Annotated in this window: 25 protein-coding genes and 3 pseudogenes; 17 read left to right on the top strand and 11 right to left on the bottom strand. The window is 73.3% G+C overall.

The features are described from left to right. The first annotated feature begins 44 nt into the window (after nucleotides 1–44). A complete protein-coding gene (locus H0S67_RS15020; protein WP_180933706.1) occupies nucleotides 45–1,178 on the top strand; it encodes a hypothetical protein in 1,134 nt (377 codons plus the stop codon). Further along, nucleotides 1,175–2,404 (top strand): M48 family metallopeptidase, encoded by a 1,230-nt coding sequence (locus H0S67_RS15015; protein ID WP_246354764.1) that lies wholly within the window; start codon nucleotides 1,175–1,177, stop codon nucleotides 2,402–2,404. The genes H0S67_RS15020 and H0S67_RS15015 overlap by 4 nt, the downstream gene beginning before the upstream one ends. Before the next feature lie 9 nt (nucleotides 2,405–2,413). Here the strand turns inward: H0S67_RS15015 and H0S67_RS15010 are convergent, their stop codons facing one another. Further along, nucleotides 2,414–4,204 carry an AMP-dependent synthetase/ligase gene (locus tag H0S67_RS15010; RefSeq protein ID WP_180933705.1) on the bottom strand — a complete coding sequence of 597 codons (1,791 nt, stop codon included), beginning with the start codon at nucleotides 4,202–4,204 and terminating at the stop codon, nucleotides 2,414–2,416. A 194-nt stretch (nucleotides 4,205–4,398) separates the two neighbouring features. On the opposite strand from H0S67_RS15010, the gene H0S67_RS15005 reads away from it, so the two are divergent. The 5 genes from H0S67_RS15005 to H0S67_RS14985 are packed head-to-tail and all read left to right on the top strand — an operon-like array spanning nucleotide 4,399 to nucleotide 8,433. Then, complete coding sequence (locus H0S67_RS15005) at nucleotides 4,399–4,851, top strand: SRPBCC family protein (protein ID WP_180933704.1); 453 nt, start codon at nucleotides 4,399–4,401, stop codon at nucleotides 4,849–4,851. A 22-nt stretch (nucleotides 4,852–4,873) separates the two neighbouring features. After that, on the top strand, nucleotides 4,874–6,049 hold the full coding sequence (locus H0S67_RS15000) for an ArsA family ATPase (protein ID WP_180933703.1): 1,176 nt from the start codon (nucleotides 4,874–4,876) through the stop codon (nucleotides 6,047–6,049). Nucleotide 6,050: 1 nt separating this feature from the next. Next, nucleotides 6,051–6,467: a hypothetical protein gene (locus H0S67_RS14995; protein ID WP_180933702.1), complete on the top strand. Its 417-nt coding sequence runs from the start codon at nucleotides 6,051–6,053 to the stop codon at nucleotides 6,465–6,467. Next, nucleotides 6,464–7,405 carry an ROK family glucokinase gene (locus H0S67_RS14990; protein ID WP_180933701.1) on the top strand — a complete coding sequence of 314 codons (942 nt, stop codon included), beginning with the start codon at nucleotides 6,464–6,466 and terminating at the stop codon, nucleotides 7,403–7,405. The genes H0S67_RS14995 and H0S67_RS14990 overlap by 4 nt, the downstream gene beginning before the upstream one ends. 2 nt (nucleotides 7,406–7,407) lie before the next feature. Beyond that, nucleotides 7,408–8,433, top strand: a complete 1,026-nt coding sequence (locus tag H0S67_RS14985; RefSeq protein WP_180933700.1) for an ROK family protein — start codon at nucleotides 7,408–7,410, stop codon at nucleotides 8,431–8,433. Here H0S67_RS14985 and H0S67_RS14980 read toward each other — a convergent pair. The 4 genes from H0S67_RS14980 to H0S67_RS25500 all read right to left on the bottom strand — a co-directional run bounded on the left by H0S67_RS14980 (nucleotide 8,366) and on the right by H0S67_RS25500 (nucleotide 10,921). Next, complete coding sequence (locus H0S67_RS14980) at nucleotides 8,366–9,610, bottom strand: ornithine cyclodeaminase, nickel-pincer nucleotide-dependent (RefSeq protein WP_180933699.1); 1,245 nt, start codon at nucleotides 9,608–9,610, stop codon at nucleotides 8,366–8,368. The genes H0S67_RS14985 and H0S67_RS14980 overlap by 68 nt on opposite strands. Before the next feature lie 68 nt (nucleotides 9,611–9,678). After that, a complete protein-coding gene (locus H0S67_RS14975; RefSeq protein WP_180933698.1) occupies nucleotides 9,679–10,095 on the bottom strand; it encodes a hypothetical protein in 417 nt (138 codons plus the stop codon). A gap of 57 nt (nucleotides 10,096–10,152) precedes the next feature. Beyond that, entirely contained in the window at nucleotides 10,153–10,641 is a 489-nt protein-coding gene (locus H0S67_RS25505) for an alpha/beta hydrolase (protein WP_246354763.1), read from the bottom strand. 76 nt (nucleotides 10,642–10,717) lie between these two features. Continuing rightward, on the bottom strand, nucleotides 10,718–10,921 hold the full coding sequence (locus tag H0S67_RS25500; protein WP_246354762.1) for an alpha/beta hydrolase: 204 nt from the start codon (nucleotides 10,919–10,921) through the stop codon (nucleotides 10,718–10,720). A gap of 29 nt (nucleotides 10,922–10,950) precedes the next feature. Here H0S67_RS25500 and H0S67_RS27470 point away from each other — a divergent pair. From H0S67_RS27470 to H0S67_RS14945, 7 genes and pseudogenes are all read left to right on the top strand, one after another. Further along, a pseudogene (locus tag H0S67_RS27470) lies at nucleotides 10,951–11,292 on the top strand (lysophospholipid acyltransferase family protein); the annotation flags it as partial. 86 nt (nucleotides 11,293–11,378) lie between these two features. After that, nucleotides 11,379–11,453: pseudogene (locus tag H0S67_RS27465) on the top strand (1-acyl-sn-glycerol-3-phosphate acyltransferase); the annotation flags it as partial. Between the two features lie 161 nt (nucleotides 11,454–11,614). Then, nucleotides 11,615–11,791 carry a hypothetical protein gene (locus tag H0S67_RS27460; protein ID WP_343050110.1) on the top strand — a complete coding sequence of 59 codons (177 nt, stop codon included), beginning with the start codon at nucleotides 11,615–11,617 and terminating at the stop codon, nucleotides 11,789–11,791. Nucleotides 11,792–11,859: 68 nt separating this feature from the next. Continuing rightward, nucleotides 11,860–12,942 (top strand): MacS family sensor histidine kinase, encoded by a 1,083-nt coding sequence (gene macS / locus H0S67_RS14960; protein ID WP_246354761.1) that lies wholly within the window; start codon nucleotides 11,860–11,862, stop codon nucleotides 12,940–12,942. Between the two features lie 31 nt (nucleotides 12,943–12,973). After that, nucleotides 12,974–13,486 carry a flavin reductase family protein gene (locus tag H0S67_RS14955; protein ID WP_180933697.1) on the top strand — a complete coding sequence of 171 codons (513 nt, stop codon included), beginning with the start codon at nucleotides 12,974–12,976 and terminating at the stop codon, nucleotides 13,484–13,486. A gap of 65 nt (nucleotides 13,487–13,551) precedes the next feature. Further along, nucleotides 13,552–14,205 carry a response regulator gene (locus tag H0S67_RS14950; protein WP_180936945.1) on the top strand — a complete coding sequence of 218 codons (654 nt, stop codon included), beginning with the start codon at nucleotides 13,552–13,554 and terminating at the stop codon, nucleotides 14,203–14,205. Further along, nucleotides 14,195–14,857 (top strand): hypothetical protein, encoded by a 663-nt coding sequence (locus tag H0S67_RS14945; protein WP_246354760.1) that lies wholly within the window; start codon nucleotides 14,195–14,197, stop codon nucleotides 14,855–14,857. Before H0S67_RS14950 ends, H0S67_RS14945 begins: the two co-directional genes overlap by 11 nt. Before the next feature lie 387 nt (nucleotides 14,858–15,244). Here the strand turns inward: H0S67_RS14945 and H0S67_RS14940 are convergent. Together H0S67_RS14940 and H0S67_RS14935 are read right to left on the bottom strand one after the other, a co-directional pair. Beyond that, a pseudogene (locus H0S67_RS14940) lies at nucleotides 15,245–16,593 on the bottom strand (FGGY family carbohydrate kinase). 44 nt (nucleotides 16,594–16,637) lie between these two features. Further along, the gene (locus H0S67_RS14935) at nucleotides 16,638–17,462 is read right to left on the bottom strand and encodes a DUF1028 domain-containing protein (RefSeq protein ID WP_180933696.1); all 825 of its coding nucleotides are present in this window, start codon (nucleotides 17,460–17,462) and stop codon (nucleotides 16,638–16,640) included. A gap of 166 nt (nucleotides 17,463–17,628) precedes the next feature. Between H0S67_RS14935 and H0S67_RS14930 the strand changes: the two genes are divergently transcribed. Both H0S67_RS14930 and H0S67_RS14925 read left to right on the top strand, forming a co-directional pair. Then, nucleotides 17,629–18,867, top strand: coding sequence for an MFS transporter (locus H0S67_RS14930; RefSeq protein WP_219635287.1), 1,239 nt, complete (start codon nucleotides 17,629–17,631; stop codon nucleotides 18,865–18,867). Nucleotides 18,868–18,960: 93 nt separating this feature from the next. Continuing rightward, a complete protein-coding gene (locus H0S67_RS14925) occupies nucleotides 18,961–19,989 on the top strand; it encodes a 6-phosphofructokinase (protein ID WP_180933694.1) in 1,029 nt (342 codons plus the stop codon). A gap of 15 nt (nucleotides 19,990–20,004) precedes the next feature. Here the strand turns inward: H0S67_RS14925 and H0S67_RS14920 are convergent, their stop codons facing one another. The 4 genes from H0S67_RS14920 to H0S67_RS14905 form a co-directional block, all read right to left on the bottom strand. Next, nucleotides 20,005–20,691 (bottom strand): response regulator, encoded by a 687-nt coding sequence (locus H0S67_RS14920; RefSeq protein ID WP_180933693.1) that lies wholly within the window; start codon nucleotides 20,689–20,691, stop codon nucleotides 20,005–20,007. Beyond that, nucleotides 20,684–21,904, bottom strand: coding sequence for a sensor histidine kinase (locus H0S67_RS14915; RefSeq protein ID WP_180933692.1), 1,221 nt, complete (start codon nucleotides 21,902–21,904; stop codon nucleotides 20,684–20,686). Before H0S67_RS14915 ends, H0S67_RS14920 begins: the two co-directional genes overlap by 8 nt. A gap of 45 nt (nucleotides 21,905–21,949) precedes the next feature. After that, nucleotides 21,950–22,171 carry a hypothetical protein gene (locus H0S67_RS14910; protein WP_180933691.1) on the bottom strand — a complete coding sequence of 74 codons (222 nt, stop codon included), beginning with the start codon at nucleotides 22,169–22,171 and terminating at the stop codon, nucleotides 21,950–21,952. A gap of 173 nt (nucleotides 22,172–22,344) precedes the next feature. Then, on the bottom strand, nucleotides 22,345–23,100 hold the full coding sequence (locus H0S67_RS14905; protein ID WP_180933690.1) for an endonuclease/exonuclease/phosphatase family protein: 756 nt from the start codon (nucleotides 23,098–23,100) through the stop codon (nucleotides 22,345–22,347). Between the two features lie 177 nt (nucleotides 23,101–23,277). On the opposite strand from H0S67_RS14905, the gene H0S67_RS14900 reads away from it, so the two are divergent. Then, the gene (locus H0S67_RS14900; protein ID WP_180933689.1) at nucleotides 23,278–24,612 is read left to right on the top strand and encodes a class II 3-deoxy-7-phosphoheptulonate synthase; all 1,335 of its coding nucleotides are present in this window, start codon (nucleotides 23,278–23,280) and stop codon (nucleotides 24,610–24,612) included. Nucleotides 24,613–24,662 lie beyond the last annotated feature (50 nt).

Here is a 24,662-nt window from a genome sequence, read left to right as displayed (position 1 = left end):
TCGCCGCGCTGGTCACGTGGCTGGTGCTCGGCCGCGAGCCCTACGTGGCCACCCCCACGCACCGGTCCGCGCCCGGTGTCCAGCCGTCCGAGGCCGCCACGGCCCTGCAGCACCTCGAGCACGCCGTCGACGACGGTGACCCCGCCGCAGCCCGGGCGCTCGCCCCGTCCGGCGACGACCACGCCCGCTCCCTGCTCGGCGCCGTGGCCGCCAACGCCCGCGCGCTGCGCGTGCGCGACTTCACGCTGCGCTACGTCGACGAGGAGGGGGGCGTGGCCGACGACGGGTCCTGGTCGGCGGCGGTGGACGCGACCTGGCGGTTCGCGGGCTTCGACCGCCAACCCGCCCACGTCGAGATGACCGTCCGGTTCGTGACGCAGGGCGACCACGTCGCCCTGGAGGGAGTCGGCGGCGGTGGCCGCCGCTCGCCGCTGTGGATGACGACGGCCCTGCAGGTGCGGCGCACCCCCTCGACGCTGGTGATGGTGGCCGGCTCGGTCCACGAGGCCGACGCCTACGCGCGACGCGCCACCACCGCGGTCCCCGTCGTACGCCGGGTCCTCCCGCAGTGGCACTCCGGGCTCGTCGTGGAGGTGCCGTCCTCGGGACAGGCCCTGGACTCCACCCTGGACGCCGACCCGGGGGAGTACGCCAACATCGCGGCGGTCACCTCGACCGTCGACGGATCGGGTGCCGCCGGCGCCCCGGTGCACGTCTTCGTCAACCCCGACGTCTTCGACTCCCTGCGGCCGCAGGGCGCCCAGGTGGTGATGAGCCACGAGGCCGTCCACGTCGCGACGGGTGCCGCCACGAGCAGCATGCCGCTGTGGCTGCTCGAGGGGTTCGCCGACTACGTGGCCCTGCGTGACGTCGACCTGCCCATCACCACGACCGCGGGCCAGATCATCAAGCGGGTCCGCCGGGACGGTCCGCCGGCCCACCTGCCGGGGGCCGCAGAGTTCGGCACCACCACGACCCACCTGGGGGCCACCTACGAGAGCGCGTGGCTGGCCTGCCGGCTCCTCGCCCGCACCGGCGGGGAGGCGGCGCTGGTCCACCTCTACGAACGTGTCGACCACGGGACGCCGCTGGGGGTGGCGCTGAAGTCGTCGTTCGGCCTGGGCGTCGGTGAGCTGACGCAACGCTGGCGACAGGGCCTGTCAGACTTGGCGTCGTGACCCACGGCGACCGGAGGACGTCCCTCGTCGTCCTGGTCGTCGGGGTGGTCGCCTTCGTGGGCCTCGCCGCCTGGCTGGTGCCCTGGCACCCCGTCCCCGGTGGTACGCCGCCCCCGGCGTCACCGGGCTCGGTCTTCACCGCCCGCCAGATCAGTGCCGCCGAGGACTTCTCGACCTGGGCCCGGGTCTGGAGCTGGAGCTCCCTGGCCGTCTCGCTGCTGGTCGCGGGCTGGCTCGGCTTCACGCGGCTGGGGGCACGACTCGTGGAACGGCTGCCGGGCCGGTGGTGGGTGCAGGTCGTGCTGACCGTGGCCGCGCTGGTGCTGGTCGGTCGCGTGGTCACCCTGCCGTTCGCCGTGCTGATGCACCGGCTCCTGCTCGACCGCGGGCTCACCCACCAGTCCTGGGGCGGGTTCGCGTCCGACCTGGTGCGGACCGAGCTGGTGACGATCGTGACGACGTCGGTCGGGCTGGTCGTCCTGCTCGCGTGTGCCCGGCGCTGGCGCCGGGCGTGGCCGGCCGTGGCGGGCGGGCTGCTGGCCGTGCTCGTGCTGGCCGGGTCGTTCGTCTACCCGCTGGTGGTGGAGCCGCTGTTCAACTCCTTCACACCGCTCCCGGACGGCCCCCTGCGCTCCCAGATCCTGCGGCTGGCGGACCGCGAGCACGTGCACGTCGACGACGTGCTGGTGGCCGACGCCTCGCGGCGTACGACCACGCTGAACGCCTACGTGTCCGGCTTCGGCAGCACCAGGCGGGTCGTCGTCTACGACAACCTGCTCAAGGACCTGCCGGACGACCAGGTGCTGTCCGTCGTGGCCCACGAGCTCGGCCACGCCCGGCACGACGACGTGGTGATCGGCTCCCTGCTCGGCGCCGCCGGCGCACTGGCCGGCGTGGGGCTCCTCGGCCTGCTGGTCGGGCCGCTCGGCCGGCGCCGGGCGATGGGGGACCCCGCCCTCGTGCCGCTCCTGCTCGCCCTGCTCGCGATCGGGACCGTGCTGGCGAGCCCGCTGGAGAACGCCGTCAGCCGGCAGATCGAGACCCGGGCCGACGTGGACGCCCTCGAGGCCACCCACGACCCGCAGGCCTTCATCGCGATGCAGCGCCAGCTCTCGCTGACCTCCCTCGCCGACCCGACCCCACCCGCCTGGTCACAGTTCTGGTTCGGCAGCCACCCGACGACGCTGACCCGGATCGCGATCGCGCGCCAGCTCGGCGGGTCGTGACCCGGGGCGTCAGGAGCCGTAGAGCGCGGCGACCTCGTCGCGGAACTCGCGCATCACCACGTTGCGCTTGAGCTTGAGGCTGGGCGTGAGCTGGCCGCCCTCCTCGGTCCAGGAGTCGGGCAGGATCGTGAACTTGCGGATCGACTCGGCCTTCGACACGGCCTTGTTGGCCTCCTCGACCGCGGCCTCGATCTCCGCGCGCAGGTCGGCGTCGTCGACCAGGTCCTCGACGTGGCCGCTCTTGCCGTGGGCCTCCGCCCAGGCCGGGAGCGACTCCGGGTCGATGGTCACCAGGGCCCCGATGAACGGCTGGCCGTCCCCGACGACGATGCACTGGTCGACCAGGGCGTGGGCGCGCAGTCGGTCCTCGAGCACGGCGGGCGCCACGTTCTTGCCGCCCGCGGTGACGAGGATCTCCTTCTTGCGCCCGGTGATCCGGACGAAGCCCTCGTCGTCGACCTCACCGACGTCGCCGGTGTGGAACCACCCCTCCCGCTCGAGAGCCTCGGCGGTCGCCTCCTCGTTGGCCCAGTAGCCGGCGAAGACCTGCCCGCCCCGGAACAGCAGCTCCCCGTCGTCGGCCACCCGCACCGTGGTGCCCGGCAGCGGCCTGCCCACGGTGCCGATCTTGGTGGCGTCGGGGAGGTTCGCGGTCAGGGCGGCCGTCGTCTCGGTCAGGCCGTAGCCCTCCAGGACGGTCAGGCCGATGCCACGGTAGAAGTGGCCCAGCCGTTCCCCGAGCGGCGCGCCCCCGGAGACGGCGTACAGGCACCGGCCGCCGAGCGCGTCGCGGAGCTTGCCGTAGACCAGGCGCGAGAAGACGGCGTGCCGGGCGCGGACTGCGAGCGAGGGTCGACCCTTGTCGAGCCCGCGCGACCAGGCGATCGCGGTCTCCGCTGCGCGGTCGAAGATCTTGCCCCGACCGTCGGCGGTGGCCTTCTGGGAGGCGGTGTTGAACACCTTCTCGAAGACCCGCGGCACCGCGAGGATGAACGTCGGCTGGAACTCCTGGAGGTCGGCCAGGAGGTGCTTGATGTCGGAGCTGTGGCCCAGGCGGGTCCGCGACTTCACCGCGCCGACCTGGATGATCCGGGCGAAGACGTGCGCCAGCGGCAGGAAGAGCAGCGTCGAGGCGCCCTCGGTGGTGAAGAGCCGCTCGAGCTCGTCGACGGCGACGCCGAGCTCGAACATGAAGTTGCCGTGGGTGAGCATGCAGCCCTTCGGGCGGCCCGTGGTGCCCGAGGTGTAGATCAGCGTCGCGAGGTCGAGCGGGGTCGCGGTGCTGCGCCGCTCCTCCAGCACCTCGTCGGCGATGTCCTCGCCGAGGCGGCCGAGCACGTCGACGGCGTTGTCGGCGAGCGACCAGACGTGGTTGAGGTGCTCGAGGTCGGCCCGTGCCTCCGCGACGCGGGCGACGTGGTCGGCGCTCTCGGCGACCACGCCGCGGGCCCCGGAGTCCTGGAGGATCCAGGCGATCTGCTCGGCCGACGAGGTCTCGTAGACCGGGACGGTGACCGCGCCCGCGAACCAGATGGCGTAGTCGAGCAGGGTCCACTCGTAGCGGGTCTTGGAGATCAGGGCGACGCGGTCGCCCACCTCGATGCCGGCCGCGACGAGGCCCTTGGCGACCGCGCTCACCTCGGCGAGGAAGGTCGCCGAGGTGACGTCCTCCCAGCCGGTGGCGGTGTGCCGGCTGAAGACCACGGAGTCGGGAGCCTCGTGAGCGTTGCTCACCACGTCGTCGGTGAGGTTCCCCGTCGCCGGGACCTCGATCGTCAGGGGCGTGGAGAACTCACGCACTGGTGCCTCCTGTGGCTGTTCCTCGGGCGGGCCGTCACGGTCGACGGCGCGGCTGCTGCACACCGGGGAACGAGGGTCAACGACGGAGGTTACCGTTGCGACCCGGTCTGCTCGTATCCGGTACGCTCGGCCCCCGACGCGACCAAGCAGCAGGGGCACGGGCCCCGGGCGGCACCGAAGGACAGGGGAGCCCCATGGCCGAGCAGACGACGTCCTCGATCGAGATCGAGGCCGCCCCCGCCGACGTCATGGCCGTCATCGCGGACTTCGGGGCCTACCCGCAGTGGGCCAAGGGCGTGCGCACCGCCGACGTGGTCTCCTCCTACGACTCGGGCGAGGCCCGCGGCCGGGCCGAGCAGGTGTTCTTCGAGCTCGACGTCTCCCCGATCAAGGACGAGTACACCCTCGCCTACGAGTGGGACGGGGACCGCACGGTCACGTGGACCCTGGTCGAGGGCAAGATGCTGCGGGCGCTCGACGGCGCCTACGTGCTCCAGCAGCGCGCCAGCGGCCTGACCGAGGTGACCTACCGCCTGGCGCTCGACGTGTCCATCCCGCTCATCGGGATGCTCAAGCGCAAGGGCGAGAAGATCCTGATCGACACCGCGCTCAAGGGCCTGAAGAAGCGCGTCGAGACGCTTGCCTGAGGCGGGCGGCGACCGGCTCATCGTGCGCATCCTCCTGTTCACCGGCAAGGGCGGGGTCGGCAAGTCGACCGTGGCCGCCGGGACGGCCGCCCTGGCCGCGGCCTCCGGCCACCGGACCCTGGTCCTCTCGACCGACCCGGCGCACTCGCTGGCCGATGCCTTCGGTGCACACGTGGGCCCCGAGCCCACCCGCGTGGCCGAGGGGCTGTTCGTCCAGCAGGTCGACGCCCAGCTGCGGTTCGAGCAGTCGTGGTCGGAGATCCAGCGCTACCTGCTCTCGGTGCTCGACGTGGCGGGCGTGGACCCGCTGGCGGCCGAGGAGCTGACCGTCATCCCCGGCGCCGAGGAGGTGCTCGCGCTCCTCGAGCTGCGCCTGCACGCGCTCTCCGGGGACTGGGACGTGATCGTCGTCGACTGCGCGCCGACCGCCGAGACGCTGCGCCTGCTGGCCCTGCCGGAGGCCCTCGGCTGGTACATGCACCGGGTGCTGCCCGTCGAGCGGCGGGTCGTGAAGGCGCTCAAGCCCGTGCTCACCCGGGCCGCCGGCGTACCCATGCCGGGCGACAGCGTCTTCGACGCGGTGGAGCGGCTGCACGCCGAGCTGGACGAGGTGCAGGCCCTGCTGTCGGGTCCCGGGGCCAGCGTGCGCCTGGTGCTGACGCCGGAGAACGTCGTGCTCGCCGAGGCCCGGCGCTCCTACACGACGCTCTCCCTCTACGGCTACCGCGTCGACGGGGTCATCGCCAACCGCGTCTTCCCCGACGGTGGGAGCGACGACTGGCGCGCCGGCTGGGTGACCGCGCAGGACCGGGTGCTCACCGAGGTGGCCCAGTCGTTCGCCGGCCTCCCGGTGTGGAAGTCGCTCTACCGCGCCGGGGAGCCCGTCGGGGTCGCGACCCTCACCGAGCTCGCCCGCGAGCTGTACGACGGGGCCGACCCGCTCGCCGCACCCGGCGGGGAGGGTCCGTTCCGGGTGACCCGGAACACCCGCGGGGCGGTCCTCGGGCTGGCCCTTCCGAACGTGACCCGGGCCGAGGTCGATCTCGCCCGCCACGGCGACGACCTCGTCGTGACCGTGGGGTCGTATCGTCGTCTCCTCACCCTGCCCGCCGGCCTCTCGCGTCACCGCATCGCCGGGGCACGGGTGGACGACGGCGAGCTTCAGGTGAGGTTCGAGGCAACTGGGCAGGAGCAGTGACGTGAGCGAGCCGGACGATCCCGGCGGACGGGACCCCGTGGGCAGCGTCTCCGAGGAGGCGCTGAAGCTCTTCGGCGCGCTCTCGGACTGGGCGCGCGACCACGGCTCCGACCTCGGCCAGGGCCTGAGCGGGCTCGCGGACCAGGCGGCGGCGTCGGTGCGCGACGTCGACGAGCACCTGGCCACCGGCGCACCCGAGTGCACCTACTGCCCGATCTGCCGCACGGTGCACGCCGTACGCCAGACCAGCCCGGAGGTTCGGGCCCACCTGGCCGTGGCAGCGTCCTCGCTGCTGCAGGCCGCCGCCGGGATCCTGGCATCAGCCGCGCCCGGCGACGCGCCGGCCCGTGGCGGGGTGGAGCGGATCGACCTTGATGACGAGACGGACGGGGCCTGGCCCGAGGAGGACGACGAATGACGCTGGCGTGTGGGATCGACGTGGGTGGCACCAAGATCGCCGGGGGCGTGGTCGACGAGCGCGGCACGATCGTCGAGGAGCTCCGGGTGGAGTCCCCGGCGACCGACGCGGAGGCCATCGAGGAGGCGATCGCCGGTCTCGTCGGCGAGCTCAGGTCGCGGCACGAGATCGAGACGGTCGGCGTCGGCGCGGCGGGCTACGTCGACAAGGCCCGTGCCGTCGTGCTCTTCGCGCCCAACGTCGCCTGGCGCAACGAGGACCTCAAGGGTGAGCTCGAGAAGCGGATCGAGCTGCCGGTGGTCATCGAGAACGACGCCAACGCGGCCGCCTGGGGCGAGTTCGTCTACGGCGCCGGCAGCGACGCCGAGGACCTGCTCCTGGTCACCGTCGGGACGGGGGTCGGTGGCGGGCTGGTCCTCGACGGTGAGGTCTATCGCGGCGCCAACGGCGTCGGCGCCGAGATCGGGCACATGCGGGTGGTGCCCAACGGCATCTTCTGCGGCTGCGGCAAGCACGGCTGCTTCGAGCAGTACGCCAGCGGCTCGGCGCTGGTCCGCGAGGCTCGCGCACTGGCACTCAGCGGCGCGATGATCGCGCAGGGCATGCTGCGGCGTGCCGACGGCGACCTGAACAAGATCACCGGCCCGCTGATCACCGAGGCGGCCCAGCAGGGTGACCCGGGCGCGCGGCAGCAGCTGGCCGAGCTCGGCCGGTGGCTCGGCGAGGGGATCGCCTCGCTCACCGAGATCCTCGACCCCGGCGTCGTCGTGGTCGGGGGCGGCGTCAGCGAGGCCGACGAGCTCCTGCTCGACCCGGCCCGGGAGGCCTTCGCCGGCCAGCTGGTCGGGCGGGGATTCCGGCCGATCCCCGAGATCCGCAAGGCGCGGCTGGGCAACCGGGCGGGCCTCATCGGCGCCGCCGACCTGTCGCGGAGCTAGCGGTGCCGCTCTTCATCGGGGTCGACGTCGGGGGCACCAAGGTCCTCGCCGCCGCCGTCTCGACCTCGGGCCGGCTGGTGCGCACCGCGCGACGGTCGACGCCCGGCCGGACCGTGGACGCCGCCCTGGTGGAGGACGCGCTGACCGAGGCGGTGCGCGACGTCGCCCGCGGGCGCCGGGTCGACGGCGTGGGCATCGCCGCGGCCGGGTTCGTGGACGCCGCGGGGGAGCGGGTGATGTTCGCCCCGCACCTGCCGTTCCGCGGCGAGGAGCTGCGCGCCCGGCTCATGGAGCGCTGGGCCACCACGGTGGTGCTCGACAACGACGCCAACTGCACCGCCCGGGCCGAGTGTGCGTACGGCGCGGCCCGGGGCGCGAGCGACAGCATCGTCGTCACCCTCGGGACCGGCATCGGCGGCGCGGTCGTCATCGACGGCCGGGTCCACCGCGGTACCAACGGCATGGCCGGGGAGTTCGGGCACATGCAGGTCGTGCCGGACGGGCTGCCCTGCGAGTGCGGTGGCCGGGGCTGCTGGGAGCAGTACTCCAGCGGAAACGCCCTGGCCCGCTACGCCCGGGCCCGGCTCGACGCGTCGGCGATGCTGCGGGAGCTGTGCCAGGGCGACCCCGACCAGCTGACCGGCCCGATGGTCACCGCCGCCGCCGAGGCCGGCGACGCGCTGGCGCTGGAGGCGTTCGGCTCGGTCGGCGACTGGCTGGGGGTGGGGGTGGCCAACCTGGTGGCGGCGTTCGACCCCGACGTGGTGGTGGTCGGCGGCGGCGTCTCGGCCGCCGGGGACCTGCTGCTGGACCCGGCCCGCACCGCGCTCGGCCGCTCGCTGGTCGGCGCCGAGCACCGGGTGATCCCGCCGGTGCTCCGCGCCACGCTCGGGCCCGAGGCCGGGGCCGTGGGGGCCGCCGACCTGGCCCGCACCGTCGTACGCGGCGAGGGGCGCCGGGTCAGGAGCGCCGGTAGTCGGGGACGAGCTCGACGGCGAGCTGTTCGAGGAACAGTCCCACGTCGGTGACGATGCCGCGGGCCTGCGACGAGCCGCGGTCGGCCAGCTTGGTCACGGTCGCGGGGTTGATGTCCACGCACACCAGCGGGATGGAGGCCGGCAGGATGTTGCCGGTCGCCACCGAGTGCAGCATGGTCGCGACCATCAGGCAGAAGCCGACGTCGGTGAGGTGGGCGCGCATCGCCCGCTGGCCCTCGATCACGTCGGTGTAGACGTCGGGCAGCGGGCCGTCGTCGCGGACCGAGCCGACGAGCACGAACTCCTTGTCGTGGGTGACCAGCGAGTGCATGATGCCGCCGGTCAGGACGCCGCTCTCGACGGCTGCGTGGATCGAGCCCTCCTTGCGGATGGTGTTGAGGGCCCGGATGTGGTGCTCGTGGCCGTGCTCCACGCCGCTGCCCATGGCGAGGTCGACGCCGAGGCTGGTGCCGTAGAGGGCCGACTCGATGTCGTGGGTCGCCAGCGCGTTGCCGGCGAAGAGGACGTCGACGAAGCCGGCGTTCACCATCGCGACCATCGCCGGCGCGGCACCGGTGTGCACGACGCCGGGCCCGCCGACCCACAGCACCTTCTTGCCGGCGGCCTTCGCCTCCCGCATGCCGTCGGCGACCTGGCGGACCAGCACGGCCTGGGGCTTCTCGGAGGAGACGTCGGACTCCATGAAGCCGAAGCTGCCGGCGGTCCTGTCGGGCTTCGGCACGCTGACCTGCACGCCGGCGGCGCCGCACACCACGAGCATGCCGGCGCGCACGTCGGACATCGGCAACGTGAAGACCCGGCTCGGCGCCCCGTGCGCGTCGCGCTCGAGCACCAGGCCGCAGTCCATCTCGGGGTTGCCGACGTTGAGCCAGCGGCCGTCGACGCGGACCCGGGTCTCGAGGTTGGTCGTGGAGTAGAAGCCGTCCGGGAACACCCCGTCGGTCAGGGCGGCGGCCACGTCGGCCTCGCCCGGGTCCACCATGTTGACGCCGCGCGTCTGCAGGCGCATCAGCAGCCGCTGGAGCGCCTCGTCGTCGTCGGCGGTCACCGTGATGACGGCGTGCGAGGTGTCATCGGTCTCCCGGCCGACGTCGAACCGGTCGATGGTGTAGTCGCCGCTGTACTCACGGATGTCGTCCAGCACCCGGGACAGGATGCCGTGGTCCATCAGGTGGCCGCTGATCTCGACGGTCTCGCTCTCACTCACGGGGGCGAGCCTATCCACACGCCGCCGACTTCGAGGCCGACCCTCGACGAGACCGCCCAGGACACGCCCTAGATGCGGGCGCCGTCGTCGCCGGGGTCGCGTGGCTCGCGGGGCATCTGGATGACCAGGTAGACGAATCCGCCGACGAAGCCGGCCACCAGCAGGTAGCCCAGCCAGGCGGGGATGTGGAAGCCCACGAGCAGCGCGACGAGCAGGAACGTCGGCGAGCCGAACACGCCGGTCCACGCGGCGAACCGGTCGGGCGTGAGGTGCGGCAGCGGCGGGGGCGGGGGCGGGACGTACCGCTCCTCGTCGCTCTCCCAGGCCTCGTCCGTGTCGTCGTCGGGGCTCCGGTCCGGGCTCCGGTCCGGGCTCCTGTCCGGCTCCTCCCGCGCGGACCAGTGGTCGTCAGGACCGAGCTCGGCGCGGTCGCCGTAGTTCTCGACGATCGAGCGCCAGGCGTCGTCCTCGCTGTCGGGCTGCACGGGTCGAGGGTAGGTGGTCGGCGGTCCCGGGACCACCGGACCTCCCCGGATCCGGGGTCAGGAAGCGGTGACCCGGGCCACGAACTCGGCGCTCTCCTCGAAGATCCGGGGAGCGTCGTTGTCGAGCGTGGCCACGTGGAAGCTGTCGGCGAGGATCCGCTCCTCCACGTCGCGGGAGCTGACCGCGCCCAGGACCGTCGGGCTCGACGAGGGGTCGATCACGTGGTCGACCGAGGACCGGAAGTAGAGCAGCGGCTGGGTCACCTTCGGCAGGTCGGGGACGACGGACTGCCACATCTCCAGCACAGCGGCCAGGCCGCGCAGCGGGAGGCGTGGGTAGCCCACCTCGTCCTGGCCGGGCTTCTTGATGTCGTTGACCACGCCCTTGAGCGACGGTACGACGCGCTTGAGCACCGGCAGCGCCTTCAGCTCGGTGCGGGTGCTGGAGACGAACGGGTTGACCAGGACCAGGCCGGCGACGTCGGAGCCACGCTCCTCGGCGAGCCGCAGCGCCACCGACCCGCCCATGGAGAGCGCACCGACCACGACGCCTCGGTGCTCGCACGGAGCCGGTCGAGCGCGCCGTCGGCCTCGGCGTACCAGTCGGTCCAGGCGACCTTGTTCAGGTCCTGCCAGCGGTGCCGTGACCGGGCAGCAGCGGCACCTCGACGGCGTACCCCCGCTCGGCGAGGGCGTGTGCCCACGGCTTCATCGAGGCCGGCGAACCGCTGAAGCCGTGCAGGAGCAGCACCCCGAGCGGGCGACCGCCGGTGAGCTCCGGGCGGGCCGGGAGCGACAGCGGCGTGGCGAGGGGGTTCACCGTCATGCGCGCATTGTGCCGTAGTCGGCCGGTCCGTGGGGCAAGGACGGGCCGGTGTCGCCGGTCCAGGGACTAGGCTTCGTGCAACGGTCCGGTCGGGCAGCCGTGCAGAGGTTTTTGGGGCAGAGGGTCTTGGAGGGTCAACGGTGTTCTACTGGTTCCTGAAGTGGGTTGCCCTCGGGCCGTGGCTCAGGCTGGTCTTCCGGCCCCGGGTCACCGGTGCCGAGCACGTCCCCGCCGAGGGACCTGCGATCCTGGCCAGCAACCACCTCTCCTACGCGGACTGGCTGTTCATGCCGCTCACGCTGCCGCGCCGCGTGACCTTCGTGGCCAAGGCGGAGTACTTCACCGGTCGCGGCGTCAAGGGCTGGCTGCAGAAGACCTTCTTCTCCGGCTCCGGCCAGGTGCCGATCGACCGCTCCGGCGCCGACGCCGCAGCGGGGCGCTGCTGTCGGCCAAGCGGGTGCTGGGCGAGGGCGGCCTCTTCGGGATCTACCCCGAGGGCACCCGCTCCCACGACGGCCGTCTCTACCGCGGCAAGACCGGCGTCGCCCGGCTCACCCTCGAGACCGGGGTCCCGGTGATCCCCGTCGCCGTCGTCGGCACCGACGTGGTCGCCCCGCCCGGCAAGAAGTTCGGCTCGTTCACGCGCCCGTCGTCCGCTTCGGCAAGCCGCTCGACTTCTCGCGCTACGAGGGCATGGAGAACGACCGCTACATCCTGCGCTCGATCACCGACGAGATCATGTACGAGATCATGCGGCTCTCTGGGCAGGAGTACGTCGACATGTACGCCAGCCGCGCCAAGGAGGAGTCCAAGCGGCTCGAGAAGGAAGCGGCCGAGGCGTCCGCCGACGAGCAGAAGAAGGCGTCCTGACCGCCACCCCCGTCGGGACGGGACCGGCGGCTGTCGCCGTCGAGAGCAGGCTCTTCCGGGCCCTGGCGGTGCTCCGGGTCATCGTGCTGCTGAACACGGTGGTGCTCGACCTCTACCGGGCGAGCAGCTACGCGCACCCCGCAGCCGGGGTGGCCTGCGTGGTGGTGATGGTGCTCTGGACCGGCTTCGCGATCTGGGCGTACGCCGCGCCCGCGCGACGTACGGCCTGGTTGCTGGTGGCCGACCTCGGCATCGCCGTGGCGCTCGTGCTGGTCTCGCCGGCGATCAAGGGGGACGGGATCGAGACGACCATCCCCGGCTTCTGGGTGATGGGCGCCCTGCTCGCGTGGGCGCTGCACTGGCGGTGGGTGGGCGGGCTGGTCGCCGCTGCCTGCCTCTCCGCCGCGGACCTCGCGGTGCGCACCCACCTGACCCAGGCCAACTACGGCAACGTCTTCCTGCTGCTGGTGGGGGGACCGGTCGTGGGCTTCATGTGCGCGTCGCTGCAGCAGATGGCCGACGAGCGCGACGTCGCCGAGCGCTCGGCCGCGGCCGCCGTCGAGCGCGCGCGCCTGGCCCGCGCCGTCCACGACGGGGTGCTGCAGGTGCTGGCGCTGGTCCAGCGGCGCGGAGCCGAGCTGGGCGGGGAGCCGGCCGAGCTGGGCCGCCTGGCCGGCGAGCAGGAGGCGGCGCTGCGCACCCTCATTCGCCGCCAGGACGCCGTCACCGGTCCCGCGGCCGACGGGACCGCCGCCACCGACCTGGTCGCGGCCCTGACCCGCCTCGAGGTGACCCGCCCGGTCAGCGTCGCGGTCCCCGCCGAGCCGGTCCCGCTGCCGGCTGCGGTGGCCGCCGAGCTGGTCGCGGTGGTCGAGGCCTGCCTGGACAACGTCGCCCGTCACGTCGGGCCGCAGGCGCCCGCCTGGGTGCTGCTCGAGGCGCTGCCCGGACACCTCGACCTCAGCGTCCGCGACGAGGGGCCCGGCATCCCCGAGGGGCGCCTGGCCGAGGCGGAGCGCGAGGGCCGGCTGGGGGTCGTCGAGTCGATCCGGGGCCGGATCGCGGACCTCGGCGGCACGGCCACGCTCACCACCGGCTCGTTCGGCACCGAGTGGGAGCTCCGGGTGCCGCGGACGGTCACAGCCCCCTGACCGGGCCGGGGTGCGCCGTACCCTCGGCTGCGTGACGATCCACAGCGAGCACCCGTTCCTGGACCCCGAGCCGGACCCGGTCCGGCGCTGGCGCGGCCGGCTGGGCGGCGCGGTGAGCCTGTGGACCGCCGGCGACGCGGAGGGCCGCGCGGGCCTGACCGTGACGTCGCTGATGGTGGCCAACGGGGAGCCGGCGCGGGTGCTCGCGCTGGTGGACCCCGACTCCGACCTGGCCGACGAGCTGGTCCGGACTCGCCGTGCGGTGGTGCAGCTGCTCGGCTGGGCGCACCGCGACCTCGCCGACGCCTTCGCAGGGACGGCCCCGGCCCCCGGCGGGGCCTTCCGGATGGCCGACTTCGAGTCGACCCGCTGGGGGCCGCGGCTGGTCACCGCCCCGACGTGGGCGGGCGTCGCGCTCGAGACGACCGGCGACGTCGGGTGGTCGACGCTGGTCACCTGCACCGTCGAGCACGTCGAGGCGGGGGAGGACGAAGTCCCCCTCGTGCACCGCCGGGGTCGCTACAGTCGCGGCGGACAGGACTGACGCGACGCCGGGCCCCGCACGGTGTCGCAGGGGAAGGGGGCCCGGTGGACGAGCCGGTCCGGGTGATGGTGGTCGACGACCACCCGATGTGGCGCGACGCGGTCGAGCGGGACCTGGCGGCGTCCGGCTTCACGGTCGTGGCGGTGGCGGCCAGCGGGCGCGAGGCGCTCGCGCGCTTCACGGCCACCCGCCCGCAGGTGGTGGTCCTGGACCTGCAGATCCCCGCCCCCGGCGGGGTGGAGGTGACCGCCGAGGTGATCCGGCAGGACCCGTCCGCGCGGGTGCTGATCCTCTCGGCCTCGGGCGAGCAGGGCGACGTGCTCGCCGCGGTCAAGGCAGGCGCCACCGGCTACCTGGTGAAGTCCGCCTCCCGCGAGGAGCTCCTCTCGGCCGTACGCCGGGTGGCGGCGGGGGACACCGTCTTCACCCCCGGGCTGGCGGGCCTGGTGCTCGGGGAGTTCCGCAGGATCTCCGGCGGCGGGCCCGAGGACCGCTCCGACGGTGACGGGATCCACCGTCCCGAGCTGACCGAGCGCGAGACCGAGGTCCTCCGGATGGTCGCCAAGGGGATGTCCTACAAGCAGATCGCCGAGCGGCTCGTGCTCTCCCACCGCACCGTGCAGAACCACGTGCAGAACACGCTGCGCAAGCTCCAGATGCACAACCGGGTGGAGCTCACGCGCTACGCCATCGAGCAGGGCCTCGACGATGACGAGTGAGTCCGTGACCGACCGGCTCTTCGAGGAGGCGGATGCGCTCTACGGGATGGCGCTGGCGGAGTTCACCCCCGCCCGGGACGCCCGCGCCAAGGAGCTCAAGGCCGGGGACGCCGAGCTCGCGCAGCGGGTCAAGGCGCTGCGGAAGCCCTCCACGGCCGCCTGGGTGGTCAACCTGCTCGTCCGTCGGGAGGCCGAGCAGGTCGGACAGGTGCTCGCCGTCGGCGCCGCGCTGCGCGAGGCCCAGGCCAACCTGGCCGGCGACGAGCTGCGGGCCCTGACCCGGCAGCGGCGCCAGCTGACCGCGGCCGTGACGGCCCGCGCCCGGGCGGTGGCCGCCGACCTCGGCCTCAAGGTCACGTCTGCGGTGTCCGACCAGGTCGAGGCCACGCTCACCGCCGCGATCCTCGACGAGGACTGTGCCCAGGCGGTCCGCAGCGGCCTGCTGGTCGCGCCGCTGAGCGCCACCGGCGTGGGCGATGTCGACACCTCGGTTCGGCGACGGCGTTCCCGGAGGCCCTCGGGCTCACCGCCACCCCGCGCGAGGCCGAGCCCACCCCGCGGCCCGAGCTGCACGTCGTACCCGACCCCGAGGCGGAGCGGAAGGCGCGGGCCGAGGCCGAGGCCCGCGTCGAGGAGGCGGAGGAGGAGCTGACCTCGGCGCGTGAGGTGCTGGCCGAGGCCGCCTCCGCAGTCGAGGAGCTCGAGGCCCGCGGGCTGCAGGTCCAGGGCGAGATCGACGAGCTGCGCCGCCGCCTGGCCGAGCTCGAGGAACGGGCGACGAGGTCGACGAGGAGCTCGAGCAGGCCGAGGACGCGCGCGCCGACGCCGAGTCGGAGGTGGCCGACGCGCAACGGCTCCGCGACGAGGCCGCGGCGGCGGTGGCCAGGTTGGACTCCCAGGGGTAGTCCGTGACGTTTCTGTTGTGATGACGCTGTTTCCACGACAGAAGCGTCACGGACTATCCGCTCAGTCGGCCAGCCCTTCGAGCGGTCGACGGCCTTCAGCCAGCGGGGTGTGGGCGGCGTCGGCCCGGGTGCGGTCACTGGTGGGCTCGAAGAGGTGTGTCCAGGCGCCAGGTGTCGCGGAGCTCGTCGGTGGAGGACCAGACCCCGGTGCCGAGGCCGGCGAGGAAGGCGGCGCCCAGTGCGGTGGTCTCGATGATCGCCGGGCGCTCAACGGGTACGCCGATCTGGTCGGCCTGGACCTGGCAGAGCAGGTCGTTGGCGGCGGCTCCGCCGTCGACCCGCAGCGAGGTGCGAGCCGGCATCGTCTCGAGCACGTCGCGCACCTCGAACGCGATCGCCTCGAGCGTCGCGCGGACGACGTGGCCCGGGTCGTGCCGCGGGTCATCCCGATCAGCAGCCCGCGGGCGTGGGGGTCCCAGTGCGGCGCGCCGAGACCGGTGAGCGCCGGGACGAAGACCACGCCCTGGCTGTCGGGCACGGTCGCCGCGATCGCCGCGGTCTCGGCAGCAGAGCCGACGATCTGCAGACCGTCGCGCAGCCACTGGACCGCGGCGCCGGTCACGAAGATCGCGCCCTCGAGGGCGTAGGTCAGCTCCCCGTCGGGGGAGCGCCAGGCCGCGGTGGACAGCAGCCCCGCGTCGGAGCGCTCGAGGGTCGTGCCGGTGTTGGTGAGGATGAACGACCCGGTCCCGTAGGTGCACTTGGAGTCGCCCTCGTCGAAGCACGTCTGGCCGAACAGCGCCGACTGCTGGTCGCCGGCGATCCCCGCGATCGGCAGCGACAGGTCCAGGAACGAGCGGGGGTCGGTGGTCGCGACCTCGCCCCAGTTGGGCACCAGCTCCGGGAGCGCGTCCCGGGGCACCCCGAACAGCGAGCAGAGCTCGTCGGACCAGTCGCCCTCGGAGAGGTCGAGGAGGAGGGTCCGGCACGCGTTGGAGACGTCGGTGACGTGGTAGGTGCCGCGCGTCATCCGGGCGATCAGGTAGGAGTCGACGGTGCCGACGGCGTACCGCCCCGACTCGACGAGTGCCCACGTGTGCGGCTCGTGCTCGGCCAGCCAGGCCAGCTTGGTGCCGGAGAAGTACGGGTCGAGGCGCAGGCCGGTCAGCTCGGTGACCCGGTCCTCGTGGCCCTCGTCGCGGAGGCGTTTGCAGATGTCGGCGGTGCGCCGGTCCTGCCAGACGATCGCGCGCCGGGGGGAGCCCATGGTCTCGCGGTCCCACAACAGGATCGTCTCGCGCTGGTTGGTGATCCCGACCGCCTGCAGGCTGCTCCGGTCGCACTTCTTCAGGACGTCGCGGGTCGCCTCGAGGGTGGCCTGCCAGATCTCCTCGGGGGCGTGCTCCACCCAGCCGGGCTGCGGAAAGTGCTGGCCGAACTCCTGGTAGCCGGTGGCCGCGATCGTGCCGTCGTCGTCGACCACGACCGCGGTGACGCCGGTGGTCCCGGCGTCGATCGCGAGGACGCTCACGGCGCCGGGGTGCCGCGGACGATGTCGAGGATGCGCTGGTCGATCCACGACAGGTCGGGCGCGACCCGCATCTCGTAGTTCTCGGTGCCGACCCAGGCGTGGAAGTCGCGGTGGCCCCCGGCCCGGGCGAAGTCCTCCAGCTCCTGCTCGAGCTCCGGGGTGACCGGCACCTTCTCCTCCTCGGTCGAGGCGGTCAGGTAGAGGTCGTTGAGGTCGAGCAGTCGCGCCAGCTCGGCGACCGGGTCGACGTGGTCGTCGACGCGCAGGTCCACCGCGATGTCGTCGAGGCCGCCGTACCCTGCGTCCTCGCGTACGACGAGCAGCGCGGCCGACTGCCGGCCCCGGCTGTCACCACCGGCGGCGTCGCCCGCGGCCAGGGCGAGCAGCAACCGTCGGGCCAGCGGCTCGTCGTCGCCGGACTCCTGCCAGGCCGCCTCCATCGCCTCGACGACCTCCTCGCCCACCAGGATGTTGCCCTGGATCGCGTAGCCGTCCCCGGTGGTGCCCCCGGCCCAGTCCAGGCAGGCATGGCCGGTGTGCGTGGCCGCGCCGCCGTCGACGTCGACGATGCCCACCTGACGGTGGTCGCGGCTCTCGTCGTCCTCGATCAGCCGCTGGAGCGCGACCGAGGCAGTGGCCCCGTCGTCCATGTGTGCGAGGGCCTGGCCCTTGTAGGCCACGTTGGCGTCGGCCTGGGTGGCGATGGCGCCGACACCGGCCACCGCCGCCGGCACCGCCGACCCCACGGCGAGGAACTTCGAGGCAACCGCCACGCCCCACGACTCTCCGTCTGCAGACCTGGCCACGATCGAGAACGTCATGGCGCGACCCTAGCGCCGAGTCGGCGCTCGTTGACCAGGCCAGCACCCCGAGTCGGCGCTGGTCGACCGTCGAGGAGCGCCGACTCGGGTGGGGTGAGGTACATCTGCGCCGACTCGGCGTAATCGGGTTGCCTTCACGTGGGGTTGAGGTCGGAGGATGTCTCCCGTGCTGCATCGACTCGGCTTCCCCTCCGTCGGCGACCACCGCCGCTTCGTCACCGCCATCGCGGTGGACGCCGTCGGCAGCGGCGTCTTCATGCCGGTCTGCATGCTCTACTTCCTGGTCACCACCGACCTGAGCCTCGTGCAGGTGGGGGCGGCGATCTCGCTGGCCTCGGCGGTGGCCCTGCCGGCCGGTCCGCTGCTCGGCGGCATCGTCGACAGGTACGGCGCCAAGCACGTGCTGCTGGCGGGCAACGCCCTGCAGGCGCTGGGGTACGTCGCCTACCTCGTTACCGACTCCTTCGTCGCGCTGACGCTGTGGACGGTCGTGGTGACCGTCGGCCGGACGGCGTTCTGGGGCTCCTACGGCAACATCGTGGCCGCGATCTCGGTGCCGGGGGAGCGGGAGAAGTGGTTCGGCTTCCTGGGCGCGCTGCGCAACGTGGGGTTCGCCCTCGGTGGCCTGCTCTCCGGCCTGGCCATCACGATCGGCACCACCACGGCGTACTCCGCGGTCGTGGTGGCCAACGCGGCGTCGTACGTCCTGGCGTTCGTGCTGCTCCTCGCCGTGCCGCCGACGCCGCGCAGCGAGCACCGAAGCCCCGAGGGGGCCTGGGGCGTGGTGCTGCGGGACCGGCCCTACCGCCTGCTCTGGGCGACGCAGCTGGCCTTCTCGACCTCGATGATGGCGCTGAACTTCGCGATGCCCGTCTACGCCACCACCGTGCTGGGCCTGCCCGGCTGGGTCACCGGTGCCGTGTTCACCATCAACACCGTGATGGTCGGCTTCGGGCAGGGCCTGGTGGTGCGGGCGATGACGGGTGCGGTCCGGTGGCGGGTGCTCGTGCTGACCAACACGGTCTTCGGTGCGTCGTTCCTGATCATGCTCGGGGCCAGCCGCCTGTCGATCGCGCTGGCCACCGTCGTGGTCCTCGTGGGCGCGGTCGTCTACACGGCGGGGGAGGTGCTCGGCGGCCCGGTGCACGGCGCGCTCTCGGCCGAGGCGGCGCCGGAGCACCTGCGAGGTCGCTACCTCTCCCTGATCCAGCTGGCGTGGAACCTCGCCGGGACCATCTCGCCCGTGGCGTTCGCCTGGCTGCTCGACCGCGGCACGGCGCCGATCTGGCTCGGGCTGACCGCGGTCGCCGCGGTGGGCGGGCTGCTCGCCGCCCGGCTGGGTACGACGCTGCCCCAGGCCGCCCGCCGGGTGACCAACCGCGCCGAGGAGCCGGTCGCCGCCTGATCGTCGCCCGCAGATCGGGCGCCTCTGGCCGAGACCCCGTGGGACCACTAGAGTCGAGCAGCCCGTTGTGAACGATCCAAACAGGGAGTTGGCATGCGCGTCGGAGTGCTCACCGGAGGCGGGGACTGCCCCGGACTGAATGCCGTGATCCGTGCGGTGGTCCGCAAGGGGGTGCGCCAGCACGGCTTCGAGTTCGTCGGTTACCGCGACGGCTGGCGCGGCCCGCTCGAGGGCGTGACGATGGAGCTCGGGATCGAGCAGTGCCGCGGCATCCTGCCCCGCGGCGGCACCATCCTCGGCTCCTCGCGGACCAACCCGTTCAAGATCGACAACGGCGTCGAGAAGATCAAGGACAACCTCGCCCGGGACGGCGTCGACGCGCTCGTCGCGATCGGTGGCGAGGACACCCTGGGCGTCGCCACCAAGCTGGCCGACCTGGGCGTCAACGTCGTGGGGGTCCCCAAGACGATCGACAACGACCTGTCCGGCACCGACTTCACCTTCGGCTTCGACACCGCCGTCAACATCGCGACCGAGGCCATCGACCGCCTCCACACGACCGCGGAGTCCCACCACCGGGTGCTGGTCGTCGAGGTGATGGGGCGCCACGCAGGCTGGATCGCCCTGCACTCCGGGATCGCGGGCGGTGCGAGCGCGGTGCTGATCCCCGAGCAGCCCTTCGACATCGGCGCGCTGTGCGCCTACGTCGAGGAGCGCTTCGAGACCCGCTACGCCCCCATCATCGTGGTCTCCGAGGGCGCGGTGCCCGCCGAGGGTGGCGACATGACCCTGCTGACGGGCGAGAAGGACGCCTTCGGGCACGTCCGTCTCGGCGGCATCGGCGAGCGACTGGCCTCGGAGATCGAGTCCCGGACCGGCAAGGAGGCGCGGGCGGTCGTGCTGGGCCACACCCAGCGCGGCGGCACCCCCACGGCGTTCGACCGCTGGCTGGCGACCCGCTTCGGCCTGCAGGCCATCGACGCCGTCGCCGAGGGCGACTTCGGGAAGATGATGGCGCTGCGCGGCACCAGGATCATCCGGGTCCCGCTGATCGAGGGCACCGGCGAGCTCAAGCTGGTCAGCCCGGAGGAGTACGCCGAGGCGCAGGTCTTCTTCGGCTAGGACGCCCGGCGCCCGTCAGCCGCCGGGAGACCAGCCGGTGGCCAGCCCGTCGCGCAGCCCGAGCTCCCGCGCCCGCGCGCGGGCCTGCTCCCGGTCGCCGACGCCGAGCTTGGCGAAGATGCTGGTGATGTGGTTGCGGACGGTCTTCTCGCTGAGGACCAGGTCGCGGGCGATCTGTGCGTTGGTGCGGCCACGGACGATCAGGCCGAGGATCTCGGTCTCCCGCTCGCTGAGCCCCGCGACGCGGCGCGGCGATGGGGTGCGCCCGCCGGCGAGCATGCCGGCCAGCGCTTCGGCCAGCTGCGGCCCGACGACCACGCCGCCGTGGGCCACCGCCCGCACCGCGCCGACGATCTCGTCCTGGTCGGCGCCCTTGACCAGGTAGCCCCGGGCGCCTGCCTCCAGCGCGGCCCGCAGCGCGACCTCGTCCTCGTACATCGTCAGCATCAGCACCGCGCCCGAGAAGCCCTGCTCGCGGAGGGTGCGGGTCACCTCGACGCCGTGCCCGTCGGGGAGGTTCAGGTCCAGCAGCACCACATCGGGCTGCTCGCGGGTGGCCGCCTCGACGGCCTCGGCGGCGCTCGCGGCGGTCGCGCACAGCTCGAGGTCCTCGGCGTCCTCCAGCGTGGCCACCAGGCCGCGCAGGTAGACGGGGTGGTCGTCGACGGCCAGCACCCGCAGGCGGCGTCCCGGCTCAGGCATCGACGTCCTCCCGGTGCAGCGGCAACCGGGCCGTGACCGTCGTGCCGGCCAGCCCACTGGCGACCTCGACGACGCCGCCCACCTCCTCGGCGCGCTGGCGCATGGAGGTCAGGCCGGTCCCGCCCGGGCGGTCCTCGGCGCCGCCACGCCCGTCGTCGCACACGCGGAGCTCCAGCACCTCACCGGTCGCGGAGAGCCGAACCTCGGCGTGTCGGGCGAACGCGTGCCGGGCGGCGTTGGTCATCGCCTCGGCCCCGATGTGCCAGGCCGCGACCTCCACGGCGGCCGGCAGCGTCGGCAGGGCCGTCGCGGTGACGTCGACGCGACAGGTGCCCCGCGCGTCGAACGACCGCGCGAGCTGCTCCAGTGCCCCGACCAGTCCGATCTCGTCCAGCAGCGGAGGGCGCAGCCCGTCGACGACCCGTCGTACGTCGTCGACCAGGGCCGACACGTCGGCGCGGACGTCGGAGAGCAGCGCGGTCGCCCGGGCGGGGTCGTTGCCGACGGCCCGCTGGGCCGACTCGACGCCCAGGGCGATGCCGGCCAGGGTCGGGCCGACGCCGTCGTGGATGTCGCGGCGCAGCCGGCGGCGCTCCTCCTGGACCGACAGCACCAGGTCCTCGCGGGCCGTGCGCAGGTCGCGTGCCAGCCGGGCGGCGTGCAGCACCAGGCCGATCTGGGTGGCCGCCGCCCTTAGCAATCTCTGGTCCCGGTGGTCCAGCGCCTGGCCACGCCGGGCGGCCCGCAGCTCACCCAGCGGGGTGCCGGCGTGCCGTACCGGGAACTCCGAGACCTTCGCCGGGGGTTCACCGACCTCGACCAGCGCGGTCCCGTCGACGTCGAGCACCGCGGCCACGTAGGTGAGCCGCAGGGTGTCGGCGAGCGCGGTCACCAGGGCCTCCAGGGCCTGGTCGTCGTCGACGTCCTCCACGGCCCGCGACAGCCGGGCCGTGGCCGCGGTCGGGTCGTCGCGCTGGCCGTAGAGCAACCAGTCCACGAACCGGTGCAGCCGGCTGCCGACCAGCTCGATCACCAGCACCAGGATCACTGCGGTGCCGACGACCTGCTCGTTGGTGCCGGTGTACTCCCGCAGCAGGGGTACGGCGATCGTCGCCATCGCGAGCGCCACGAGCGCGAACAGCAGCGTGTACACCACGCGGTGCAGAGACGCCTCGAGCAGGCGCCGGGCGGAGCCGCCAGCCACGGTCAGCATGGCTGCCAGCGTGCCACCGACGCCCGCCCGGCGGAGCTGTTCTGCTCAGACGCTGCGGCCACGGTGCCGGCCCATGGCCATGACGGCGGCAGCGACGGCCAGCACGATGAGCACGAGCATCGTGATCAGGAAGCCGAACCAGCCGAACGCGCTGATGTAGTACCACGCACCGCTCGTGTCGTCGGCGCCCGGCGCCGAGAGGGCGAAGAGCGCGACGGCGACGGCGGCGACGACGCCCAGGACGCGGAAGGGGTGTTCACGAAGCATGGCGACCTCCTCGGTCAGGATCCGGCACCGTGCCGGGCTTCGTCCAGCATCAGCGCGGACCTGTCCCGGGCGCATGGGAGGAGGTGTCCCGGTCTGGTCCCGTTCCCGGGTCCCGGGAACCGCCCCCCTGCGGGGTGCAGAACTCCCGGGCTGCACGGCGGGCGACGACCCGGTCAGGACAGGTCGACCACCAGCGCGCGGTGGTCGGAGAGCCCGGTGGCCCGCGCCTCGGAGGAGGTGGCCTGCAGCGGCGCGTCCGTGAGCACGTGGTCGAGCTGGCGTGTCGGCGCGTCGGCCGGGAACGTCGGGTGCTCCGCCACGCTGCGCAGGCCGGACACCGACTCGGCCTTCCCGACTCCCATGTTGAGGTCGCCCAGCAGGAGCAGCGGCCCGGGCGAGGCCGTCGCGGCCGCGACCAGCGACCGGAGCTGGCGCGCGTTCCACCAGGGCACGAACGACAGGTGCGTAGCGGCCACCGTCAACGGCCCGGCGGGTGAGGAGACCCCGGCGACCAGCGCCACCCTGGGCTCCTCGCGGACGACGGCCGGGAGCCTTCGCCCCGGCAGTCGCATCGGGACGGGGACCCGGAGCCACGGCAGCCGCACCACTCGCCACGAGGCGACCGGAAGCCGGGAGAGCAGGGCGATCCCGTACGCCGGCCCGTCGGTCGGTCGTGCGTCGGTGGCCGGCGCCCAGGCCCCGCCCGGCGTCCCCAGCAGCGCAGGCAGGAAGCGGTGGTCGACGGCGCCCATCGCCGAGGCAGCCACCGCGGTGAGGTCCAGACGTCCCGACCGTGGCTGGGCGCGGTCCACCTCCTGCAGGGCGAGCAGGTCGACGTCGAGGTCCCGCACCACCCGCGCCAGCAGGTCGGCGTCGACCCGGCCGTCGGGCGAACGGCCGTGGAGGATGTTGAACGACGCGACGCGCATCGGGGCCCAGTATCGCCCAGGACGCGCGGGTGGTGACCTGGGCCACCAACCGCGGGGTCCGGGCCCGCAAGTCGCGCTTCCGCGGCATCGAGCGCCTCGAGGAGTGAGGAGACCGGGGGTGTCTCGCCGTCGCTCGCGAGTTCGGGAGAGGGGTGTGCCCGCGCGTACGCTGGACCGGTGAGCATCCCCGATCTCGAGACCCTGCACGCCCTCGGCCCGGCCCAGCAGCCGACGTACCCCGACGCGGGCGCCGTCGACGCTGCCGTGGCGCGCCTGCGCACCATGCCGCCGCTGGTCTTCGCCGGCGAGTGCGACGACCTCAAGACCAAGCTCGCGGCGGTCTCCCGTGGCGAGGCGTTCCTGCTGCAGGGTGGTGACTGCGCCGAAACGTTCGCCGGCGTGACCGCCGACAACGTGCGCAACAAGCTCCGGGTCCTGCTGCAGATGGCGGTCGTGCTGACCTACGCCGCCTCGGTGCCGGTCGTGAAGGTGGGCCGCATCGCCGGTCAGTACGCCAAGCCGCGCTCCTCGGACCTCGAGACCCGCGACGGCGTGACGCTGCCGGCCTACCGGGGTGACGCCGTCAACGGCTTCGACTTCACCGAGGCCGCGCGCATCCCGGACCCGCAGCGCCTCGTGGACGTCTACAACTCCTCGGCCGCGACCCTCAACCTCGTCCGCGCCTTCGTCACCGGCGGTTACGCCGACCTGCGCCAGGTCCACACCTGGAACACCGACTTCGTCCGGGAGTCCCCGGTCGGCCAGCAGTACGAGGCGATGGCCAACGAGATCGAGCGCGCCCTGACCTTCATGCAGGCCATCGGCGCCGACCCCGACGAGTTCCACCGGGTCGACTTCCACTCCAGCCACGAGGCGCTGGTCCTGGAGTACGAGCACGCCATGACGCGCATCGACTCCCGCACCCAGACGCCGTACGACGTCTCCGGCCACTTCGTGTGGATCGGCGAGCGGACCCGCCAGCTCGACAACGCGCACGTCGAGCTCCTCAGCCACATCCGCAACCCCATCGGCGTCAAGCTCGGGCCGACCACGACCCCCGACGACGCGCTGGCCCTGGCCGCGAAGCTCAACCCGCACAACGAGCCCGGCCGGCTGACCTTCATCACCCGCTTCGGTGCCGGGAAGATCCGCGACGGGCTGCCGCACCTGGTCGAGAAGGTTCAGGCCGCCGGCGTGCAGGTCGCGTGGGTCTGCGACCCGATGCACGGCAACACCTTCGAGGCGAGCTCGGGCTACAAGACCCGCCGCTTCGACGACGTCATCGACGAGGTCCAGGGCTTCTTCGACGTGCACCGCTCGCTCGGCACCTGGCCCGGCGGCATCCACGTCGAGCTCACCGGTGACGACGTCACCGAGTGCGTCGGCGGTGGCGAGGAGCTCCTCGAGGCCGACCTGGGGGGCCGCTACGAGTCGGTCTGCGACCCGCGCCTGAACCGGGTCCAGTCCCTCGAGCTGGCGTTCCTCGTCGCCGAGATGCTGCGGAAGGCCTGAGGCCCGCGGCTCGTGCGGGCAGGGGTGCGCCCGGGCGCACCCTCCACCGC

Origin of the sequence: Nocardioides ungokensis (genome assembly GCF_013466985.1) — a bacterium.
Lineage (GTDB): Bacteria > Actinomycetota > Actinomycetes > Propionibacteriales > Nocardioidaceae > Nocardioides > Nocardioides ungokensis.
This window is presented reverse-complemented; position numbering and strand designations above follow the sequence as displayed.

Excerpts from the sequence above, each read along its gene's own strand:
- H0S67_RS25500 (WP_246354762.1), bottom strand. The coding sequence starts at position 10,921 with ATGACGGTGAACCCCCTCGCCACGCCGCTGTCGCTCCCGGCCCGCCCG.
- H0S67_RS14910 (WP_180933691.1), bottom strand. The coding sequence starts at position 22,171 with ATGCTTCGTGAACACCCCTTCCGCGTCCTGGGCGTCGTCGCCGCCGTC.
- H0S67_RS15005 (WP_180933704.1), top strand. The coding sequence starts at position 4,399 with ATGGCCGAGCAGACGACGTCCTCGATCGAGATCGAGGCCGCCCCCGCC.
- H0S67_RS14945 (WP_246354760.1), top strand. The coding sequence starts at position 14,195 with ATGACGAGTGAGTCCGTGACCGACCGGCTCTTCGAGGAGGCGGATGCG.
- H0S67_RS14950 (WP_180936945.1), top strand. The coding sequence starts at position 13,552 with ATGGTGGTCGACGACCACCCGATGTGGCGCGACGCGGTCGAGCGGGAC.
- H0S67_RS27460 (WP_343050110.1), top strand. The coding sequence starts at position 11,615 with ATGGAGAACGACCGCTACATCCTGCGCTCGATCACCGACGAGATCATG.
- H0S67_RS14905 (WP_180933690.1), bottom strand. The coding sequence starts at position 23,100 with ATGCGCGTCGCGTCGTTCAACATCCTCCACGGCCGTTCGCCCGACGGC.
- H0S67_RS14925 (WP_180933694.1), top strand. The coding sequence starts at position 18,961 with ATGCGCGTCGGAGTGCTCACCGGAGGCGGGGACTGCCCCGGACTGAAT.
- H0S67_RS14920 (WP_180933693.1), bottom strand. The coding sequence starts at position 20,691 with ATGCCTGAGCCGGGACGCCGCCTGCGGGTGCTGGCCGTCGACGACCAC.
- H0S67_RS14990 (WP_180933701.1), top strand. The coding sequence starts at position 6,464 with ATGACGCTGGCGTGTGGGATCGACGTGGGTGGCACCAAGATCGCCGGG.
- H0S67_RS14915 (WP_180933692.1), bottom strand. The coding sequence starts at position 21,904 with ATGCTGACCGTGGCTGGCGGCTCCGCCCGGCGCCTGCTCGAGGCGTCT.
- H0S67_RS14935 (WP_180933696.1), bottom strand. The coding sequence starts at position 17,462 with ATGACGTTCTCGATCGTGGCCAGGTCTGCAGACGGAGAGTCGTGGGGC.